The 20,213-nt window shown below is 40.8% G+C and carries 17 protein-coding genes; 9 read left to right on the forward strand and 8 right to left on the reverse strand.

Features of this window, described 5'->3' with window-relative positions; all coding sequences use genetic code 11:
- Positions 1-104 precede the first annotated feature (104 nt).
- From B3X18_RS15040 to B3X18_RS15050, 3 genes are read left to right on the forward strand one after another with little or no spacing between them, the layout of a single operon-like run.
- On the forward strand, positions 105-1,445 hold the full coding sequence (locus B3X18_RS15040) for a MacA family efflux pump subunit (RefSeq protein ID WP_017400738.1): 1,341 nt from the start codon (positions 105-107) through the stop codon (positions 1,443-1,445).
- Between the two features lie 2 nt (positions 1,446-1,447).
- Complete coding sequence (locus B3X18_RS15045; RefSeq protein ID WP_026443922.1) at positions 1,448-3,436, forward strand: MacB family efflux pump subunit; 1,989 nt, start codon at positions 1,448-1,450, stop codon at positions 3,434-3,436.
- Between the two features lie 10 nt (positions 3,437-3,446).
- Positions 3,447-4,850, forward strand: a complete 1,404-nt coding sequence (locus B3X18_RS15050) for an efflux transporter outer membrane subunit (RefSeq protein ID WP_005023424.1) — start codon at positions 3,447-3,449, stop codon at positions 4,848-4,850.
- Positions 4,851-5,134: 284 nt separating this feature from the next.
- Here B3X18_RS15050 and B3X18_RS15055 read toward each other — a convergent pair whose 3' ends face one another.
- From B3X18_RS15055 to B3X18_RS15065, 3 genes are all read right to left on the reverse strand, one after another.
- Positions 5,135-5,938, reverse strand: coding sequence for an enoyl-ACP reductase FabI (locus tag B3X18_RS15055; protein ID WP_005023422.1), 804 nt, complete (start codon positions 5,936-5,938; stop codon positions 5,135-5,137).
- Between the two features lie 147 nt (positions 5,939-6,085).
- Positions 6,086-6,817, reverse strand: coding sequence for a Bax inhibitor-1/YccA family protein (locus B3X18_RS15060; RefSeq protein ID WP_005016414.1), 732 nt, complete (start codon positions 6,815-6,817; stop codon positions 6,086-6,088).
- 211 nt (positions 6,818-7,028) lie between these two features.
- Positions 7,029-7,460, reverse strand: coding sequence for an RcnB family protein (locus tag B3X18_RS15065; RefSeq protein WP_106438697.1), 432 nt, complete (start codon positions 7,458-7,460; stop codon positions 7,029-7,031).
- Between the two features lie 164 nt (positions 7,461-7,624).
- On the opposite strand from B3X18_RS15065, the gene B3X18_RS15070 reads away from it, so the two are divergent.
- Positions 7,625-8,071: a hypothetical protein gene (locus B3X18_RS15070; protein ID WP_005016416.1), complete on the forward strand. Its 447-nt coding sequence runs from the start codon at positions 7,625-7,627 to the stop codon at positions 8,069-8,071.
- A gap of 52 nt (positions 8,072-8,123) precedes the next feature.
- Here B3X18_RS15070 and B3X18_RS15075 read toward each other — a convergent pair whose 3' ends face one another.
- Together B3X18_RS15075 and znuD are read right to left on the reverse strand one after the other, a co-directional pair.
- Complete coding sequence (locus B3X18_RS15075) at positions 8,124-9,587, reverse strand: phospholipase D family protein (protein WP_005023413.1); 1,464 nt, start codon at positions 9,585-9,587, stop codon at positions 8,124-8,126.
- A gap of 102 nt (positions 9,588-9,689) precedes the next feature.
- Positions 9,690-11,789 (reverse strand): zinc piracy TonB-dependent receptor ZnuD, encoded by a 2,100-nt coding sequence (gene znuD, locus B3X18_RS15080; protein ID WP_005023410.1) that lies wholly within the window; start codon positions 11,787-11,789, stop codon positions 9,690-9,692.
- A 130-nt stretch (positions 11,790-11,919) separates the two neighbouring features.
- Here znuD and B3X18_RS15085 point away from each other — a divergent pair, with 130 nt between their 5' ends.
- From B3X18_RS15085 to B3X18_RS15100, 4 genes are all read left to right on the forward strand, one after another.
- Positions 11,920-12,684, forward strand: a complete 765-nt coding sequence (locus tag B3X18_RS15085; protein ID WP_005023409.1) for a DUF4184 family protein — start codon at positions 11,920-11,922, stop codon at positions 12,682-12,684.
- Positions 12,685-12,890: 206 nt separating this feature from the next.
- A complete protein-coding gene (aspS, locus tag B3X18_RS15090) occupies positions 12,891-14,675 on the forward strand; it encodes an aspartate--tRNA ligase (protein ID WP_286935801.1) in 1,785 nt (594 codons plus the stop codon).
- 115 nt (positions 14,676-14,790) lie between these two features.
- The gene (locus B3X18_RS15095) at positions 14,791-15,009 is read left to right on the forward strand and encodes a hypothetical protein (RefSeq protein ID WP_034686420.1); all 219 of its coding nucleotides are present in this window, start codon (positions 14,791-14,793) and stop codon (positions 15,007-15,009) included.
- A gap of 39 nt (positions 15,010-15,048) precedes the next feature.
- A complete protein-coding gene (locus B3X18_RS15100) occupies positions 15,049-15,939 on the forward strand; it encodes a capsular polysaccharide synthesis protein (protein WP_052017279.1) in 891 nt (296 codons plus the stop codon).
- Between the two features lie 107 nt (positions 15,940-16,046).
- Here B3X18_RS15100 and B3X18_RS15105 read toward each other — a convergent pair whose 3' ends face one another.
- The 3 genes from B3X18_RS15105 to B3X18_RS15115 are packed head-to-tail and all read right to left on the reverse strand — an operon-like array spanning position 16,047 to position 19,067.
- The gene (locus B3X18_RS15105) at positions 16,047-16,772 is read right to left on the reverse strand and encodes a DUF4422 domain-containing protein (protein ID WP_230245355.1); all 726 of its coding nucleotides are present in this window, start codon (positions 16,770-16,772) and stop codon (positions 16,047-16,049) included.
- Positions 16,772-17,923 (reverse strand): UDP-galactopyranose mutase, encoded by a 1,152-nt coding sequence (gene glf, locus B3X18_RS15110; RefSeq protein ID WP_286935803.1) that lies wholly within the window; start codon positions 17,921-17,923, stop codon positions 16,772-16,774. Before glf ends, B3X18_RS15105 begins: the two co-directional genes overlap by 1 nt.
- Positions 17,924-17,981: 58 nt before the next feature.
- Positions 17,982-19,067, reverse strand: coding sequence for a glycosyltransferase family 4 protein (locus B3X18_RS15115; RefSeq protein WP_034685953.1), 1,086 nt, complete (start codon positions 19,065-19,067; stop codon positions 17,982-17,984).
- A gap of 176 nt (positions 19,068-19,243) precedes the next feature.
- Between B3X18_RS15115 and B3X18_RS15120 the strand changes: the two genes are divergently transcribed.
- Positions 19,244-20,212: an ELM1/GtrOC1 family putative glycosyltransferase gene (locus B3X18_RS15120; RefSeq protein WP_034685952.1), complete on the forward strand. Its 969-nt coding sequence runs from the start codon at positions 19,244-19,246 to the stop codon at positions 20,210-20,212.
- Position 20,213 lies beyond the last annotated feature (1 nt).

Raw genomic sequence — 20,213 nt, forward strand, 5'->3', positions numbered from 1 at the left:
AGTTGAGTAAATGTAACTCATTATCAGATATTTAAAAAAATTCAATATTTATCCTCATTTTATTCTTATACTTAAACAAATTTTTTCCCTTAACCTGAATCATCATGCGAAAAATAAAGCCAACCAAAGCGATTATCATCGCAGTCAGTATTGCCATAATTGCAGCCCTTGCCTGGTATTTTCTGAAGCCGGAACCTGAACAGCCGCAATATATTACCGCTGAGGTCACACGCGGCAATATTGAAGATTCGGTACTGGCAACAGGTATCCTGGAAGCGACTCAAATGGTTAATGTCGGGGCCCAGGTTTCTGGTCAGGTCAAAAAAATGAATGTGAAACTGGGAGATCAGGTAAAGCAAGGCCAGCTGATTGCACAGATTGATTCGATTCGTCAAGAAAATGAAGTTAAGACTGCTGAGGCGAATATCAAAAACCAGCAGGCGCAGCTGGCGGTCAGACAGGCCAATCTGGCTAAAGTTGAAGCTGAGTACCAGCGCCAGCGGAACATGTACGCACAGGATGCTACCTCACGTGCTGAATATGAATCTGCTCTCGCCAGTTATCGTACTGCTCAGGCAGAAATTGCAGCAATTAATGCCCAGATTGAACAGTCGCGTTTAACCTTAGCTACTGCGCGTGAAGATTTAGGCTATACCCGCATTGTAGCACCAATGGATGGTACTGTCGTTGCGATCGTGACTGAAGAAGGTCAGACCGTAAACGCAAACCAGAGTGCACCTACCATTGTTAAGCTGGCAAAACTCGACAATATGACTATCAAGGCTGAAATTTCTGAAGCTGATGTAATGAAAGTAGAGCCTGGCCAAAAAGTCTATTTTACGACACTAGGTGATAGTGAAACTAAACACTATGCCAGCCTGCGTCAGGTTGAGCCTGCGCCAACCTCAATCAATTCAGAAACTACCAATAATACTTCAAGCTCATCCAGTACTGCGGTGTACTATAACGCACTATTTGATGTGCCCAATGAAGATGGCAAGCTGCGTATTGATATGACTGCACAGGTCTACATTATTCTGGCAGAAGCCAATAACGTGTTAACTGTACCGGCTTCTGCCCTTACAACTGCCAACCGTCCACAACGTACACGTGGTGAAGGCAGTAGCGCAGCAGGCGGTGATAAACGCCCAGATAGAAATACTGATAGTAAATCTGCAAACCCGAACCGCCCGCAACGTCTTAACCTGACTGCCGAGCAGCGTCAACTGGTGGCACAAGGTAAGGCCAAACTCTCGAGTGTCAGGATATTACAAGCTGATGGTAGTAGCCGTCCACAACAGGTACTGGTGGGTCTGAATAACCGAGTCACTGCAGAAATTATTGCAGGGCTCAAACAGGGTGATCAGGTCATCATTGCAGATGGTTCCGATAACTCGAATGAAAATGCCAAACGCAGTAATCGTGGCGGCCCAATGAGAATGTAAGCATGAGTCAGAATCAGCAGCAACCTTTACTGGAGGTCAGCCAGCTCACTCGTGAATTTCCGGCGGGTGAAGGCACTGTCCAGATTCTTAAAGGCATTGATCTAAAAATTTATCCAGGTGAACTGGTGGCTATTATTGGTCAGTCCGGTTCCGGCAAGTCGACCTTGATGAATATTCTGGGATGTCTGGACAAGCCCACACAGGGTAGTTACAAGGTCAATGGTAAAGAAACCCGTAAACTGGAACCAGATGAGCTGGCTCAGTTGCGCCGTGAGTATTTTGGCTTTATTTTTCAGCGCTACCATCTGCTGGGTGATTTGAGTGCAGCAGGGAATGTAGAAGTTCCAGCAATTTATGCAGGTGCAGACAGCACTGAACGGCATGAACGCGCACAGAAATTACTGACAGATTTAGGCTTAGGAGATAAGACCCAAAACCGTCCAAGCCAGTTATCTGGCGGACAGCAACAGCGTGTTTCAATTGCCCGTGCGCTCATGAATGGCGGTGATGTCATCTTGGCTGACGAACCAACTGGCGCGCTAGATAAGCATAGTGGTGTAGAAGTAATGCGCATTTTGCGTGAACTGAATGCCAAAGGCCATACGATTATTCTGGTAACACACGATATTAATGTTGCCAAAAATGCCACACGAATTATCGAAATCAGTGATGGACAGATTATTGATGACCGGCCAAACATACCGGAATATCAGGAAAATGAAGCAGCGCTAGAGCCAGTACAAACCTTAGTAAAAGAACCACAAGCAAAAATTTCATCTTGGCGCTCGGCCTTGGACCGTTTAGGTGAAGCATTTCGTATGGCCTTACTGGCCATGAATGCGCACCGGATGCGGACCTTTCTGACTATGCTGGGTATTATTATCGGGATTGCTTCGGTAGTTTCAGTGGTAGCACTCGGTAATGGTTCACAAAAACAGATCTTGGAAAATATCAGCAGTCTGGGTACCAACACTATTACCATCTATCAGGGTCGTGGATTTGGCGATAATTCGCGCTCTTCTCAGGTAAAAACCCTGATTCCGGCTGATGCCGATGCATTAGCAGATCAGCCTTATGTCCAGGGTGTTTCTCCGACAGTCAATAACAGTGTCACTGGCCGTTTTAAGGATACTGAGGCTTCGATTACTGTAAATGGAGTCAGTGATCAGTTCTTTGATGTGCGCGGTTTAAATTTCACTGCAGGGCAGGCATTTGACAAATTTGCTATTAATGAACGCTCGCAGGATGTGGTCATTGATAGTAATACTCAAAAGACCCTGTTTGCAGTTGGTTCCGATCCGATTGGACAGGTCATTTTGCTCGGAAGCGTACCAAGTCGAGTGATTGGTGTAGTCGAAGCCAATGCCGGTATGTTTGGTTCCGACAGTTTGAATGTATACCTGCCCTACTCTACTGTAATGAGCCGGATGCTGGGTCAGTCCAATGTACGTAGTATTATTGTACGGGTAAAAGATGAATATTCCAGTTCGGCCGCTGAAAATGCCATTCTATCTTTACTGGAACAGCGTCATGGTGCTCAGGACGTTTATAGTCAGAACTCGGATAGCATCCGCGAAACCATTGAGAATACAACCAAAACCATGACCCTGCTGGTGTCTGCAATTGCAGTAATCTCTCTGGTCGTGGGCGGAATAGGGGTTATGAATATTATGCTGGTTTCAGTCACCGAACGTACCCAGGAAATCGGGGTACGGATGGCGGTAGGAGCACGCCAGAGTGATATTCTGCAACAGTTCCTGATTGAAGCCATACTGGTCTGTATTCTGGGCGGGATTCTGGGCGTTTTGCTTTCCCTCGGTTTAGGCCAGCTGGTTACCAAGCTCTCTAACGGGTCTTTCCAGATGGCTTACTCCACCACCTCCATGATTGCAGCCTTTGTCTGCTCCAGCATGATTGGTATTGTATTTGGATTTTTACCGGCACGTAATGCTGCACAGCTTGATCCTGTTGCCGCCCTTTCAAGAGAATAAGGAGAATTTCATGTCTTTGCAGTTGACTAAACTTGCTGCCGCACTTTTTCTGACAAGTTCTCTGGTCGGCTGTGCGGCAATGGTAAAAACACCATATGAGCAGCCAAATATACAAATTCCGGGCAGCTTTCAGAACAGCCCGGTAAATGGCAAGCAAATTCATGCCAATGTTTATGCAGATCAATGGTGGACACTGTTTGGAGACCAGCAGTTAAACACTCTGGTAAATCAGGTTTTAGCCAGCAACACAGATTTAGCTGTCGCGGGACTAACTCTACGTCAGGCGCGTTTACGTGCCGAGCTGGCACGTAATGCCGAGTTACCCCGGGTAAATGCGGGTGTCTCGACAGGACATCGGATTGATCTGAATTCAGGCGATGACCAGTCGCAGGGGGTATCACTCAGCAGTGGAGTGAGTTATGAAGTGGATCTGTTTGGTCGCTTAGACCGGCAGACTGAAGCTGCACGCTGGGAAGCCGCAGCAACGGCTGAGGATTTACAGGCTACTGCCCAAAGTCTGATTGGTAACACAGCAAATCTTTACTGGCAGTTAGGCTATCTGAATGAGCGCCTGGTTGTACAGAACCAGAACCTGCAAAGCTCACAAAAGCTTTTAGATCTGGTCCGGGTACAATACCGTGCAGGTGCTGTATCTGGACTGGAAGTAGCCCAGGCAGAACAGGCTGTACAAAGTCAGCGGGCCAGTTTGAGCCAGTTACAACAACAGCTGGTGGAGACACGCACTGCACTCGCTATACTTCTACAGATTCCGGTACAGCAGTTAAATATTCAGGAACCGCAGCGCTTGCCTGTCATCCGCCTGCCTGTTCTTGGCGCGGGTCTACCTGCAGAAATTTTAGCGCGTCGCCCAGATTTACGCGCTGCCGAGTTACGTTTACGTCAGGCATTGGCAACCAAAGATGCAACTCGAGCCAGCTATTATCCTTCAATCAGCCTGACTGGAAATCTGGGTTCAACCAGTACTTCCCTGACCCAGCTTTTACAAAATCCTGCGCTAACGCTGGGAGCGAATTTAAGCCTGCCTTTTTTGCAGTGGAATGATATGAAGCGTGATTTAGCTATCAGTGAACTGGATTATGAAAAAAGTATCTTGAACTATCGACAGACTCTTTATCAAGCTTTCGCTGATGTAGAAAATGCACTCTCAGCCCGGACTGAACTGGATAAACAGGTTCGCTATCAGGAACAGAATCTGGCTTTGGCGGAACGGACTGAACGTTTATATGAGGTACGTTATCGCAATGGTGCTGTGGCTTTAAGCAACTATCTGGATGCTCAAGAAACTACTCGTAATGCTCGTATTGCCTTGGTTCAGGCTAAACAGAACCAATATAATGCTTATGTTACCTTAATGCAGGCTTTAGGCGGCAGTCCCATTCAACAGCTTCCTTAAACAGAGAAAAACTTTAAAAAAGCTCATTGTTGGGCTTTTTTACTGCTTAATACCTGTTGTTTTGAATTTCGTTAATAATCAGTTTTTAATTTCTCAAGTATTTATATATTATTCAGTATTTAAACTTAGCCATAAATTTTTATTTCATCAGCCCGTTCGATTCTAGAAAAACTTACTTTTATAAACGCCCTTAAGAACTTAAGACTAGCCCTTTTTAGATTTAATGAAAATAGGACTATAAAAATAAAAACGGCCTGTAATGGCCGTTTTTAAGTGAATATTTTTTATTCAGTTTCTAGTAAAGCCTGGCTCATGCCAACTGTATTAAAACCAGAATCAACATACAGGATTTCGCCAGTGATACCAGATGCCCATGGAGAACACAGGAATAAAGCCGCATTTCCGACTTCTTCAATAGTGACATTACGGCGTAATGGCGCAACACGTTCATTAGCATCTAGCATTTTACGGAAAGATTTAATTCCGGAAGCTGCCAGTGTACGGATTGGACCGGCAGAAATGGCATTGACACGAATACCTTTAGGACCCATGCTTGATGCCAAGTAACGAATACCAGCCTCTAATGAGGCTTTAGCCATACCCATGACATTATAGTTAGGCATCACGCGCTCTGAACCTTGGTAGGTTAGCGTGAGTACACAGCCCTGACGTGCCTGCAGTAAAGGCTTGGCAGCACGTGCCATGGCAATCAGGCTGTAAGCACTAATGTCATGTGCAATACCGAAACCTTCACGGTCTGTAACCTCGGTAAAATCGCCATCGAGTGTATGTGCCGGAGCAAAGCCAATTGAATGCACTAAACCATCCAGACCATCCCAGTGCTTTGCCAGCTCGGTAAAGGCTGTTTCGATTTCAGCATCATTCGCCACATCACAAGGAAATACCAGTTGAGAACCGAACTGTTCAGCAAAATCATCCACACGTTTTTTTAATTTTTCATTCGGATAGGTAAAAGCCAGCTCAGCCCCTTCACGATGCAGTGCCTGTGCAATACCAAATGCAATCGATAACTTACTCGCAATACCCGCAATTAAAAAGCGTTTACCTGCCAATAATCCTTGTGCCATGGGATTCTCACTTTAAATAATTTGTCTGCATAATGCCAAGTCTTGAATAATTGTGAAATTGCATAAAGCACCTTTTTTTATATTTTTTCTTTTTATAAAAAATTGCCTCAATACATGAGGCAATTTTTGCAAATTTTATAGAGAAGATCAGTCATTCGATAACAGACCGATCAAACGCAGGAATGATATATACATCCAGACTAGAGTAGCCAGTAAGGCAATACCACACAGCCATTCCATGGATTTTGGTGCACCTTGGGCTGCGGCTGTCTCAATCAGGTCAAAATCCAGAATCAGGTTTAATGAAGCAATGACTGCAACAAATACGGCGAAACCAATACCTAGCCAGTTACTCTCAAACAGGTAAGGAATGGCCGAGCCAAAGGCAAACTGCATGATGAGCTGAATGACGAAGACAATACACAGCGCCAAGGTTGCAGACATCACCACTGCTTTAAATTTTTCAGTCGCACGGATAATCTGCATACGGTACAGGGCAAACATGACCAGTGTAGTCACAAAGGTAGCCAGTAAGGCCTGAAGTGGTGCGCCTGGGTATTTCAGTTGAAATACAAAAGAAATACCACCCAAGAAAGCACCTTCAAATAAAGCATAAGGAACGGCCAGTGTGGGAGCAGTATTAGGCTTAAACGTTGTCACCAATGCCAGAATCAGCCCCCCGAACATACCGACCAAGGCTGCTGAATAGGCTAGGTTGGCATTGGCAGTCATAGCGCAGTAAAAGAACAGCGTAATACCGACTACAGCAGATACAACAGTCAGCATCACTGATTTTTGAATTGCGCCACGGATGGTCATAGGCCGGTTGAAATCACTATAGGTTTCAACCCGGGTTAATACAGGGTTATTACTTTGCATAATTGAACTCAACATTTATTGTAATTTAGGGATAATCAAATTTTAAACCGAATTTCTTTTGTGCTGATGAAGAGCTTGCTTATTTTTGTTAATTTAAGCTATTTCATTATAAATAGATTTATCTTTTATTAAAGTTATCAAAATAAGCACTTGAATTACTTATCTCTATTTAATACTCATAAAAACTACTGGTCTCTGAATTTATACACAGTTATTGAACTGGAACCAGCTGATAATAACCAGAGGATAGCACCCAGCGGTAACCTCTTGGTGGAGCAGGTAATTTCGGCTCATTTCCCTCATCAATAATATATTGGCTTCCCTGATACTGAGTTGGAAATTGACTATTCAAGATTACCTGTCGCTGATTACTGTATTCATAGTGTCTAGGTAGCTCGTAACGGTACTCAACATAAGGCCCTCTCTGCTGTGGATAAGAATATTGAGGATGAGGCCGATGCGGACCTGTGCCCCATTGTGGAGGTCTTTGATGAGGCGGACGGTACTGTGGCGGAGACAATGGCTTCGCAGGGCGCTCTACACCTCGATAATTTCCCCAGCGGTTACTGCTGTCAGCAAAAACAGATAATGCCATTCCCAAACACAGGCTGCCAAGGACAGCTAGACGCAATAAGTTATGCATGGCAGTACTCCAGATCCATATATTTCTATCTTAGCCCTAAAACATGAATAAAAAATAAACATTTTTTAAAAATCTTATGCTCCAAACTGAAAGAACTAGCTGAAATCGGGTAAAAGCAAAAATATGCTAAGATGCGTTTTTGTTTTGCTATGGGAAACAGGTCTGTGTCTGACTTAAGCTTTGAACGGCTCTATCAATTTTTCAGTAGGGTTCCATGTGTACAGGAACAGCGAATTGCAGCACATGGAAATGATGGTGAACATGCCTGGTGGTTCAAATTTTACATCGATATTGAACACCCGCTAGCTTGGCAAACCGTACAGGAACTGGGCCATGTTTTGAATTATCTATCGACCAATGAACGCCTGCCCACACAGTTTTTACCCGTTTCACCTCCACCTTACATGAATGGAGCAGCCAAGGACTTTCTCGCTTGGGTAATTCAATGTAATCATGTAGATTTTCCGCCTGATGTGGTTTGTGACTGGCTAGAAGCCCGCTTGCCGAATCCAGTGGATGATGAAAGTCAGTGGCATATTAAAACTGACCTGAGTGAACTGGAGAATTTGACACCTGCCGAACTTGATCAGTTGATCCCCCCCACTCACTGATTATTTTATCGGGCACGAGATTATATAAACCTCCTGCCCTTCTTAGAATATTCTAAAAAGTGGATATACCACTCCACTCCATAAAACGATATGTCCAGTATTTTAATTTTGAGTGATCAGCATATTGAGAATAAGGCACGCTCATAGACCGTCCATTCAGATTAGACCAAGCTGTATCAAAATAGCGTTGAGCATCAACAAAAACCTGTGCTTGCGGCTGACCAACTACTCTTAAATCTGTTTCCAGATTATAATTTTTCAAATTTCTTGCAGTAAAGTTAGCAGAGCCGGCAATTATTTCACTTTGATTCTCACCACGTTTCAACAGTATTTTGCTATGACATTGCTCGCCTTGGGTATTACACCAGCGTAAAGGAATCCCCACCTGATGCAGCTCCATTGCTACTTGACGGTTAGGTATACCATTTTTCTGGCGGCCAAAAGCATCTTTATTCGGATCAAGTAGTATCCGCAATTTTACCCTCCGCTCATGGGCAGCAATTAATGCCTTAATAATATGCCGTTCCGAAAGGTAGAACATGGCCAGATCAATCTGTTCATTAGCCTTGGCAGAATTGATTAAATCCAGAGCTTTCCGGTAAATTGCTTCTTCTGTAAGAACTTGAACCTGAGGATAATTTGAATCCTCTTCAAACTCACCGACTACTACAACTGGCGCTTCTCCTTGAGACATTCCGGCTACAGCCTGCTCAGTTTTCAGCACATCCATAGCAGTATTGCCTGTTACGACCAGTCCAATGTTGGAGTGACGTGAACTGCCATCATGCGGATTGGCTGAAGTAACCAGTGCTTTCCAGCCAGCTTCAGTGTCAACCACCAGTGTTTTACGATGATTGGCTTTAAAATTAATGAGATGCAAATAGCTGCGTAAAGTTACCTTTTCCTGCCCGAACGGGTTGGGAAGCCAGCCTTTCTCTGGATTATTCCCTAATCCCTGACAACAGATATACCAGAAACCTGACCATAATGGATTAGAAGCCCGCAATGGTGTTAAGTCAGTTTCTATAACCTCAATACCACTTTTACGCAATTGTCGGTAATGTTCAGGCGCAATTCCCCCATAGACTGAATTTATCGGGTCAGTAATCACGGTAATATCAATACCCGGAATTTGTCGGCGCTTACTGATCAGCGCATTGGTGAGTTCTTGGGTGAGAGGACGGTGCGTAGTCTTGGCGGCACCAATTTCGGGATTATATAAAAACATATCCAGCACAATGGTCGTGCGGGCTTCCTGAATCAGTTTCAGCATTTCATTGAATATCTGCTGGTCCGCCTGCTGCCGTCCCTGAATATCAATATAGGTTTCATCGGCAAGAAACTTAATATTGGCATGGCGCAACCGGCCTTCGAAGTCCAGTCCTTCTGGTAGAGGTTTATAAATATGATAAATGGCTGAAGCGAAGTACCCTACAGCCATTAAGGCTATAATCGTAGCGATATAACGGCGGCCTGACCAGTTCAGTTTATGATGAATTCGATGAAAGATACGCATATGATAAAACCTAACCCAATCGGTTCAGGCTAGGTTTTATCAGCTGATTTTTCAAGAGCTTTTTCGTGAGCCATTTTTATTTAAATAGCTCAAGCCTTTTATTTAAAAGTTAAAATCCAGCCCGACAGTAAAGTTACGGCCAACCTGTGGAATATTTGAAAGGAAAGAAGCGTGGTTATAAACCGTTTCATCCAGCAGATTATTGGCTTTCACATAGATGCGGTAATCGGTTTTATCTGTCGCTCGTGCCGAATAGGCCAAGCCCAGATTGACCATATTATAGCCTTCTGTTTCAGTTTCATACGCAGCAATTTTGTCTTGGGTAAAGACATGGTAATACTCAGCCATACCAGAGAAACCATGACCAAAGTCCGCATCAATCTTGCTACCTAGACGTCCGCCCGGAATCCGTGGTGCATTACCTTCTGTTTCGATCTTGCCACGAACATAATCACCAAATAGACTGGCTTTATAGCGTGGCGACAGCTGATAGGACACTTCACCTTCAGCACCATAAAAACGTGCTTTATCTTGTGTATATTCAACCAGGCGGAAGTTTTCGAAGCGGTCCAGTGTCTGAGCATAAATATAGTCATCAAACCAGTTATGGTAAGCATGAACATGATAATTCAGCTTGTCGCCCTCATAATGAAAACCCAGTTCGATGTTATTTGATTTTTCTATGTTCAGATTCTCATTACCGATTTCATAGGTATTGGTGGCCAAATGCTTGCCTTTGGCATAAAGTTCCTGAGCCAGAGGTAAACGCTCCTGATGCGAGGCAACCAGTGACAGTTTATAATCAGGCAAGAATTCCCAGTTAGCAGCGCCTGAATAAGAAAAGGCATGATCATCATAATTTTTTTGTGGTGAATCAATCTCAATCTTTTGCTGATCAAAACGCGCTGCCAGCTCAAAATGTACATCATTCCACTGGGTGTGTTCTAAAGCAAACAGGCTCCACTTATCTGTTGTGGTTGGCCCGGCAAATAAAGATTCTTCACCAGTAATATTCAGCTTCTGACGACCAAATTGCGTACCGATGACGCCTTCCCATGCTGCGACCGGCTGATGCACCATTTCCAGACGCGCATCATAACCCGTACTTTTAAATGTGGTAGCTGCTTCACCCTCTTCAATTTCATCATGTTTATAGTCGGTATAGCTGGCTTGAGCACGTAATTTTTTAAATCCGGCAAAAGGATCATCCAGCTCGGTTCTAAAATCATAGCGTTCAGACTTCAAATCAACCCAAGGACCGGCATGATCATGATCCTTTTCATGACTGTGCTCGTGTTCATGTCCCTCTTCATCATGATGATGTTCATCACCACAATGTAGATGAGGCCTACCGGATAAATAGGCTTCACAGCTTTCATATTCATGACTATGTCCAGGTAAACCATACTGGTCCTGGCGGTTCGTATAGGAAAGGCCGGTAAACCCGCGATCATGAATCCAGGAAAGTCCGACGCTGGCTGTATCGGATTGTGCGAAGGTATTATCAACCCTGCGTTCTTTTACCAGATGGCTGTGGTCGCCGTGGCTATGCTCATGATAATAGTCTGGCGCAATATAATTGTTGGCATCACGTTTTAGCCCTTCAACCCGAAGTGCCACCTGTTCTCCCAAAGCTAATGTCACACCTGCTGTTTCAAGCTTCTCATCATTACCACTGTTGTAACGCAGCCCTGCACGACCTTCATAACCATTATCAGGTATGCGTGTCGGAATTTTACTATCTGTAACATTAACCAGCCCTCCCACTGTACCGGCACCATACAGCAAGGTAGATGGCCCACGCACGATCTCTACCTGCTTGGCAAGCGCAGGGTCAACCATAACAGCATGATCAGGCGACAAGGTGGAGACATCCATGGTTTCTGAGGCATTTTGCAGTACCTTCACTCGTGCCCCCTCCTGCCCGCGAATTACAGGGCGGCTAGCACCGGGTCCGAACTGGTTGGAATATACCCCCACCTGATCACTTAAAGCTTCACCAATTGTTGTACCGCCCTGGATCAGTTGCTCTTTTTCAATAATATTATCTGCCGCCACGTAATCTACAGCGCTTTGTACCAGCGGATGAGCTGTTACCTGTATTGTTTCCAGCTGCTGAACAGAGCTATTTTCTTCAGCAAAAATTACCGGAGAAACCACCGCCATAATCGATAAAGTTAGAAAGTTCTTAGAAAACTGCATCTTGTTGACTCAAGTGTACTTTTAATAAAATGTTATATTATAACATTTCACTATTTTTGCAATAAAAAACATTCTAATAAAAAGTTTTAAGTAAACTGTGGTTCATTATTTTTAGTCTTTATCAGTTTTCATGCCTTTTACGCTCTCTCATGCAGTTTTGGCGCCACCACTAGCAAAACTTAGTGGTAACCGCCTGCCTCTGGCTGCATTAGCCATTGGCTGCATGGTGCCTGACCTGATCCGTTTATTTGTTGCAGATGCTGCAGGTTATACTCACCAGTGGGCCTCAATACTGCATCCTAATTTATGGATTGGCCTAGCTTTCACGCTGGTTTGGTATCTGATTTACCGGCCTGCGTTATACCGTTTTTTAGGTATCCAGAAACCTCTAAATATTCATAGCCCTCTGCAAGCGCTTATTTTTTTAGTAAGCTGTAGTATTGCCATTTTACTGGGCACAGCAACGCATATCCTTTGGGACGGGCTAACTCATGCTGACTACAGAACTTTTGCCTTCTATAATTTTTTAAGTCAGGACATAACTCTTTTTGGTAATACTTATCCTGTCCATCTAGTGTTGCAGATTGGTACTTCAATATTGGCATTACCTGTTCTGTTTTGGTTTTCCTGGCGTTATTACCTGCATTATCGGCAGCACTTGAAAGTGTCTTCTAAAATTAAAAATTATTTTTGGATATTATTTGGTTTGGCATTCCTAGCTGGTGCATGGTCTGTTTATGACTACCTGAGCTATTTCAAGCCAGAGTTAATCTCATCTGAGCTTTATTTTTTTACTGGTAAATCTATTAACGAGTTCAGTCAGGCCTCACTGGCTATTTTCAGCTTGGGATGTATCCTGTTTTTAATTATAGATCGGCAACATCTTATGGATTAGTCATATTTTTTCTCTTAAATATTACTAATCTGACCAGAACCGATCCAAGATATTTCTCTTAAAAGCTATAAGCACAATTTATCAGGGTTTTTTGATCTAGTTCTTGTGACAGAATCTTCTAAGAGGCATAATCTCCCATTACCTTAAGGCGGTACGCTGTTTACGTATACGCTTTCACTAACCCATATAGTTGGATTTTAGACGCTATGATGCGAACTCATTACTGCGGTTCTTTAACCGAAGCTCAAATTGACCAAACCGTAACTCTGTGTGGCTGGGTACACCGTCGCCGTGACCACGGTGGTGTGATCTTCCTTGATATGCGAGACCGCGACGGTCTAGTTCAAGTGGTTATTGACCCAGATACACCTGAAGCGTTTGCAACAGCGGACAAAGCTCGTTCTGAATATGTATTGAAAATTACTGGTCGTGTACGTCGCCGCTATGCGGGTACAGAAAATGCCAATATGATCAGTGGCCAGATTGAAGTATTAGGTAAAGAAATTGAAGTTTTGGCTCAGTCTGAAACACCTCCATTCCCGTTGAATGATGAAAATACGAATATCTCTGAAGAAATTCGTTTGAAATACCGCTTTTTAGACATTCGCCGTCCGGAGATGCTGGACCGCTTACGTTTCCGTTCTAAAGTCACCAACCTGATTCGTAACTATTTAGATGATCATGGTTTCTTGGATGTTGAAACACCAATTTTGACACGTGCAACACCTGAAGGTGCACGTGACTATTTAGTGCCAAGCCGTGTATCTAACGGTAGCTTCTATGCTCTACCACAATCGCCACAATTATTTAAACAATTGTTGATGGTGGGCGGTATTGACCGTTATTACCAAATCGCAAAATGTTTCCGTGACGAAGATTTACGTGCAGACCGTCAGCCAGAATTTACTCAAATCGACATTGAAACATCGTTCATGAGTGACGATGACATTATGGATTTGATGGAAGGCATGACCGTGAAGATGTTCGATGAGCTTCTAGGCGTGAAATTCGACAAATTCCAACGTATGCCATATTCAGAAGCGATGCGTGATTATGCATCTGATAAGCCAGACTTGCGTATTCCATTGAAATTGGTAGACGTAGCAGACTTAATGCAAGACGTTGAGTTCAAAGTGTTTGCTGGCCCAGCGAAAGATCCGAAAGGTCGTATTGTTGCGCTTCGTGTTCCTGGCGCGGGTTCATTGCCACGTAGTGCAATTGATGAATACACTAAATTTGTTGGCATATACGGTGCAAAAGGTTTGGCGTATATTAAAGTTAATGAACTTGAAAAAGGCATTGAAGGTTTACAATCTCCAATCGTGAAATTTATTGAGCCAATCGTGCTGGATCTGTTGAAACGTGTAGGCGCTGAAAATGGCGACATCGTATTCTTTGGTGCAGATAAAGCCAAAGTGGTAAACGATGCAATGGGCGCACTCCGTGTCAAAATTGGTCACGATTTGAACTTTGCAACCTGCGAGTGGGCGCCGCTTTGGGTCGTTGATTTCCCAATGTTTGAAGAAACAGATGATGGTAAATGGACCTCTGTGCATCACCCATTCACTTTGCCAAAATCAAGCGTTGAAGATGTAAAGAGCAACCCAGGTGAAGCTTTATCTGTTGCGTATGACATGGTATTGAACGGTACTGAAATTGGTGGTGGTTCACTGCGTATTTATACTTTAGAAATGCAAAAAGCGATTTTTGAGGCTTTAGGTATTGAAGAAGAAGAAGCCGAAGAGAAATTCAGTTTCTTACTGAATGCGTTGAAATATGGTGCGCCTCCGCACGGTGGTTTGGCATTTGGTTTAGACCGTTTGGTGATGTTGATGACAGGTGCATCGTCTATTCGTGATGTGATTGCCTTCCCGAAAACCAAGACAGCTGAATGTCCATTGACTCAAGCACCCGCACCAGTTGATGCCACTCAATTGCGTGATTTGGGTATTCGCTTACGTGAAAAACCAAAAGCAGAATCTCAAGAATAAGTTTTGAGAATGTGAGAAGAACCCTGCAAATTAGCAGGGTTTTTTTATGAATTGAGATAAAGCCAAGCTAGTGGCATAATAGCGCTTCGTTTTGAATTTTTAGTTGAGCGTTACTATGGCTATGCGTCCTGCAGTTCGTAATCGTGGCATTATGCTAATTGTATTTGCTGTCGCTCAATGGCTATTCATGCGTTACATTTTGGCCAATAACCTATTTGCCTTAGACACCAATGACCGCATTTTGTACTTTAGCTTAAGTTCTATTGGCGGTGCGTTTGTGATTTTTGTGGGGCTGATTTATATGGTGTTGGCGGGGAATGCGGATAAACAATAATTTAAATTAGCCTACTCATTCAAAATATTGGTGTTCCCCTTGAACTTGACTTATTTAAGACTAATTAAAAAAGCCCCCAAATTATTTAAGAAACTTGGGTTAAATTCTTTAGAAAAATCAGCTCAAAAATACTATCAAAAGTCGTTACTTCAATATTTATATGAACAGAATGGATACCTATTTGTAGACGCTATAAATCAGTCTACAAACTCATCTTCCGATATAATCTGGGTATGTTGGCTTCAAGGTATAGAGAATGCCCCTCCACTTGTCAAAACATGCATCACATCTCTACAGAAAAATCATAGTAATGTAATTATTATAGATCTTAAAAATTATGATAAGTTCATTGATATGCCAGATTTTCTAGTACAAAAATTTGAAAAAAAGATTATTCAACCCGCTCACTTTTCAGATGTACTTCGATTTGCATTGTTATCTCAATATGGAGGTATGTGGATTGATGCAACATATTTATGCATAAATGGAATACCATCAAAAATTTTGAAAAAAAATTTTTTCACGCTTTCTAGTACAGAAAATTTTTTTAAAAAATGGCTTCCTGAGGGGAAATGGTCATGTAACTTTATAAAATTTGGTACCAATGACCCAACCCCTAAATTTATATATGATGCATTAATAAATTATTGGTCAAAAAACAACAAAGTAATTGATTACTTTTTATTAGATTATATTATTAAACTAGCATATCAATATATACCTTCATTTAAATTACAACTTGAACAAAATGAAAATCTAGCGGATAACATCTTCTTACTTGCAGAAATACTTTTCGAACCTATCACGCCTACAAATAATTATCGATTAGAACAAGACAGTATAAAAATTTATAAGCTTTCTCATAGAGTTGATACCCTATCACAGAGTATCAACAGCACATATTACGAGAAATATATATTAAACAAATAATAGACCTCTTGCGAAAGTATAGTTTTATCTAATTTTTGAATTGGCTAAAGCCTCATAAAATATAGCTTTTGGCTACTTAAAATGTGACTAACGCAAGAAGTCTAATATTATTTCATTACGACATCAATTTCACTTACTTTTATTTCATTATTATGATGCAATAAAAACACATTAAATAGTCGCTCAGACAAAAAACCAAATATTCTTTTTTGATATGAATTATAAGAAGAAATATCTAATTCTTTTTCAAGCTCAAATAAAATTTTAAACATCCAATTACAGTATTTGTCTAACCAAATTTTATGCATGACAAACATATTGAATAAAGATATTCCTTTAATCGAATTACTCAAACAATCAAATGCCTTAATATATTCAGGACTATTCTTCTCAATTATTTGACGTAATAAAATAAAGTCAGCCAGATAGTGATCTTTTTCATAATGTTCTTTAACGCTAATAGCTTTTTTTGAAAATCGTAATCCAAAAACTTTTTTAACTTTAAAGAACTGATTTCTCTTTGCGACCCAAATATGATTTTCAGCTAATTGGCTAATATCATTTGTTGTTAGTAGCTCACCTTGTTGATTCACAAAATAACGTCGATAGTGTACTAATCCTAATATTTTTGCCTCAGAATTTTTCCACATCCAATACAAAGCTGTTAATTCACAAAATGAAGAGTTAAGGTGAGATATATGATCTCCAGTATTATCACCGATAATACCTAGATCTAATAATGAGTTTTCCTTTCCAACATGAATCGGAATATAAGGCTCTATATATGGAAAATCATATGCTTTGTGCGTTGCGATGTAGACCTCATGTTTCATCAGGAAATACCCTCCTGATGGTAAAAACTTTCAATCAGTTTTCCTTGTACGATATCTTTAAGCATTTTTTTTGACAAATCTAAAGCCTCTCTTATTGTTACATCCATATCCATATAACGATAAGTTGCTAATCGTCCTGCAAATGTTACTCCTCGCTCATCCCGAGCAAGCTTTATATATTCATCTAAGATTTTTTTGTCATCAACCAATCTAATAGGATAATAAGGAATATCTTTTTCTGTGCATGCTCGACTATATTCTTTAAAATAAATAGTTCGATGATGTTCTTCCCAAGGTGTAAAGTGCTTGTGCTCTGAAATACGTGTAAATGGAACCTCTTCATTTCCATAATTCATTACTGCAGTACCTTGAAAATCTCCTTCCGCCTCAAACTTAATAAAATCTAGAGTTCTATAACCTAAATGACCTTTTTTGTAATCAAACCACTCATCAAGCTTGCCCGTCCAAATGATATGATCAAATTCATTTTTTAATACAGCATCGAATTTTGTAGTAAGTTTAATAGCAATATTTTCATGTGATAAAATATTTTGCACTAAATAAGTATAACCATCTCGAGGCATACCCTGATATTTATGTGAAAAGTAATTATCATCATAATTAAAACGAACAGGCAAACGCTTTAGAATACTGGCAGGCAAACTACTCGGTTCACATCCCCATTGTTTTTTAGTATAACCTTTAAAAAAAGACTCATATAAATCTTTACCAATAAACTTTAAAGCTTGCTCCTCAAAGTTTTTTGGTTCTTGAATATCATCTGATGCAATTGATTTAATCCAATCCTTTGCCTCTTGAGGGTTCATACTTTTTTTATAAAATTGATTAATCGTATGTAAATTAATTGGTAACGAATATACTTCATTATTATATGTTGTTTTCACACGATTAATGTAAGGAACAAACTCACCAAACTTATTAATATATTTCCATACTAATTCATCACTTGTATGAAAAATATGTGGTCCATAGACATGCTCCATGATCCCTGTATTCTCGTCTCGTAAAGTATGACAATTTCCAGCAATATGAGAACGCTGATCAATCACCGTGATTTGATGTCCCTGTTGAGCCAACTCTCTGGCAATAACAGCACCTGTAAAACCAGCTCCAACTATAAGAAAATTCATTATTTACTCTATCAATCTAAAGGTTTACGCAACTCTATATTTAAGAAACAGTTGAAATTTAAGACTTTGCTCTTAAACTATTAAAATACTCAACCACTTCTGAAATAAACTTATTATGCTCTTTCGCAATTTGTTCAAAGCTATAAATATTTAATGCTTCTTGTTTTGCATTTTGTGCAATTTCTAATGCTTCATCTGGATGATTTATCAGATATTCAATACCATTAGCCAAGTCTTCAGGATCTCCAACTTTACTAACCCAAGCATTTTCACGATGCTTACATACTTGCATAGGTCCAATATGATCACTACTCAATACGATCTTTCCCCAGCCAAATGCATCTAAAATACCGAGTGGTTGAATATCAGTTAATGAGGTAATCGCCATCATATCTGCTTGATGATAAATCTCGACTTTTTGTTGAGCATCTACCCAGCCAGGAAATTTTACTAGATGTTCAATTCCGAAGCTCTTTACCATTTCTTGATATTCTTGTTTATTCTCGCCATCACCAGCAAGAATAGCATTTATAGATATTCCTCTTTTATTAAGTATATGAATAGCTTCAATTACAACATGAACTCCCTTATTTGGAATCATTCGTGTCAGCATGCCAATAGTTGGTGGAGATTTCAAAGGAGATGGAAGTGCTGGCTCATCAGGTAAATGCATAAGATTTGAAATGACACGATGCATTTTTTGTTCATCTTGCTCCTTAGTGAGCCTTGATTTAACTAAATCCTGAATATAAGGAGTAATATGAATAAATGCATCTGCACGCACTGTCCGTTTCACATTATGACTATGATTAACTGCAATAACAGGAATTTTCTTTTCCATACCAATCATAGCATTCTTGAAAAGCCATACCGCTTTTCCACTATGAGCGATTACAGCATCCGGTTGTTGCTGTTGGATAAAATTTCGAACCTTCATGGCAGCAATAATGCTATAGAATCCAGTATTTGGAATTACATGAATAGGACGTTGACCACTGCTTAAATGTTTATTTTCCTCACCACGCAATAGAACAACTTCATGTCCTCCTATCTGCTCTAAGGTATCGGCAATATTCAACATAGCTTGCCATCTACCGCCAGTTGCATCACCATATACAGTATTAATAATCTTCAATTTTTTCAAAATATAACCTTAAAACAATTTAAGCAGTGACCCTTTATCTCAATATTCTAATATTTTAAACTTATTTAATCTATTCCCCTTTCTTAAATTACACACTTAGCTCATAACTAGCAGTTCTGACAAATTTAATGAATTTTGCTACCATACCAAATAGATAGATCAAACTTTCAAATATTATGAAAAGCAAACCTAGTCTTGCAGTTCTCCTCATTCATGACCAACGTGCTGGACATTTAAATCCCAGCCTTGGCGTATATGACTGCCTAGAAACAGCTTATGCAACAACTTTAAAAAATGCAGAAACTCCTGATATAAAAAAATGGCAGATCAGCCTGTTAAAAAAACTGACTTGGTATCCTTATTTATTCGATCTTTGCTCACATATTCTTTTTAATGATTTGCCACACAAGCAAAATATTGACTGTATTATTTGTTCAGGCATGCCAAATTTGCTCTATGGCCTTGCGATAAGCCGGAAATTAAAAGTTCCAATATTTTATGCGGGCGATTTGCGCAAGGTAAATGGACAGTTGGTCAACTGTACCATTACAGCACTAGAACAAAAAACGGACTCTGACCAAGTAGTGCTAACTACCCCTCCAGTAAAAAAAGACTTTTTTACCTTACAGTATGATCAGCTTGATCAAACTACGGCTTTATTAGTTTTAGGTGGTCCGACAGATGAGCATCCTTTTTCAACTGAAGATTTTGAAAAAATGATTAAAAAATTTATTGCTTTTTGTGCTCAAAATCAGTTGAAAGGATTAATTACCAATTCTCGCCGCACACCTAATTTAGAAGGCTATTTTCAAAAGACCTCTATTCCCTCAAATATTCAATTACATTTAGTTCAAACTGAAAATGCTTTATCTTTGGTGCAGCTTATTCAACAGTCCAGCTATATTTTTGTTACTGAAGACAGTACCTCCATGCTGGCAGAAACAATTCAAAGTGGCCGTTTAGTTAGCTCAATTTATAGTTCCAAATCTGTTTTGGAGCCTTTGAATTGTAAATATCTACAATACAATCTAATGCAGAGACAAAATTTGGCAGAGAATTTTAAGCGTCCTGATTTAAAAAACACCCAAGACTTAGATTTAATTAGACCGATTGTTCAAGCATTTAAACGTAATTTAGGATATTAAA

Origin of the sequence: Acinetobacter sp. UBA6571 (genome assembly GCF_002434085.1) — a bacterium.
GTDB classification, from domain to species: Bacteria; Pseudomonadota; Gammaproteobacteria; order Pseudomonadales; family Moraxellaceae; genus Acinetobacter; species Acinetobacter radioresistens.

Coding starts and splice junctions, on each gene's coding strand:
- B3X18_RS15085 (WP_005023409.1), top strand. CDS start 11,920: ATGCCTTTTACGCTCTCTCATGCAGTTTTGGCGCCACCACTAGCAAAA.
- B3X18_RS15040 (WP_017400738.1), top strand. CDS start 105: ATGCGAAAAATAAAGCCAACCAAAGCGATTATCATCGCAGTCAGTATT.
- B3X18_RS15105 (WP_230245355.1), bottom strand. CDS start 16,772: ATGAAACATGAGGTCTACATCGCAACGCACAAAGCATATGATTTTCCA.
- B3X18_RS15045 (WP_026443922.1), top strand. CDS start 1,448: ATGAGTCAGAATCAGCAGCAACCTTTACTGGAGGTCAGCCAGCTCACT.
- glf (WP_286935803.1), bottom strand. CDS start 17,923: ATGAATTTTCTTATAGTTGGAGCTGGTTTTACAGGTGCTGTTATTGCC.
- B3X18_RS15065 (WP_106438697.1), bottom strand. CDS start 7,460: ATGCATAACTTATTGCGTCTAGCTGTCCTTGGCAGCCTGTGTTTGGGA.
- B3X18_RS15055 (WP_005023422.1), bottom strand. CDS start 5,938: ATGGCACAAGGATTATTGGCAGGTAAACGCTTTTTAATTGCGGGTATT.
- B3X18_RS15095 (WP_034686420.1), top strand. CDS start 14,791: ATGGCTATGCGTCCTGCAGTTCGTAATCGTGGCATTATGCTAATTGTA.
- B3X18_RS15075 (WP_005023413.1), bottom strand. CDS start 9,587: ATGCGTATCTTTCATCGAATTCATCATAAACTGAACTGGTCAGGCCGC.
- B3X18_RS15120 (WP_034685952.1), top strand. CDS start 19,244: ATGAAAAGCAAACCTAGTCTTGCAGTTCTCCTCATTCATGACCAACGT.
- B3X18_RS15060 (WP_005016414.1), bottom strand. CDS start 6,817: ATGCAAAGTAATAACCCTGTATTAACCCGGGTTGAAACCTATAGTGAT.
- B3X18_RS15050 (WP_005023424.1), top strand. CDS start 3,447: ATGTCTTTGCAGTTGACTAAACTTGCTGCCGCACTTTTTCTGACAAGT.
- znuD (WP_005023410.1), bottom strand. CDS start 11,789: ATGCAGTTTTCTAAGAACTTTCTAACTTTATCGATTATGGCGGTGGTT.
- aspS (WP_286935801.1), top strand. CDS start 12,891: ATGATGCGAACTCATTACTGCGGTTCTTTAACCGAAGCTCAAATTGAC.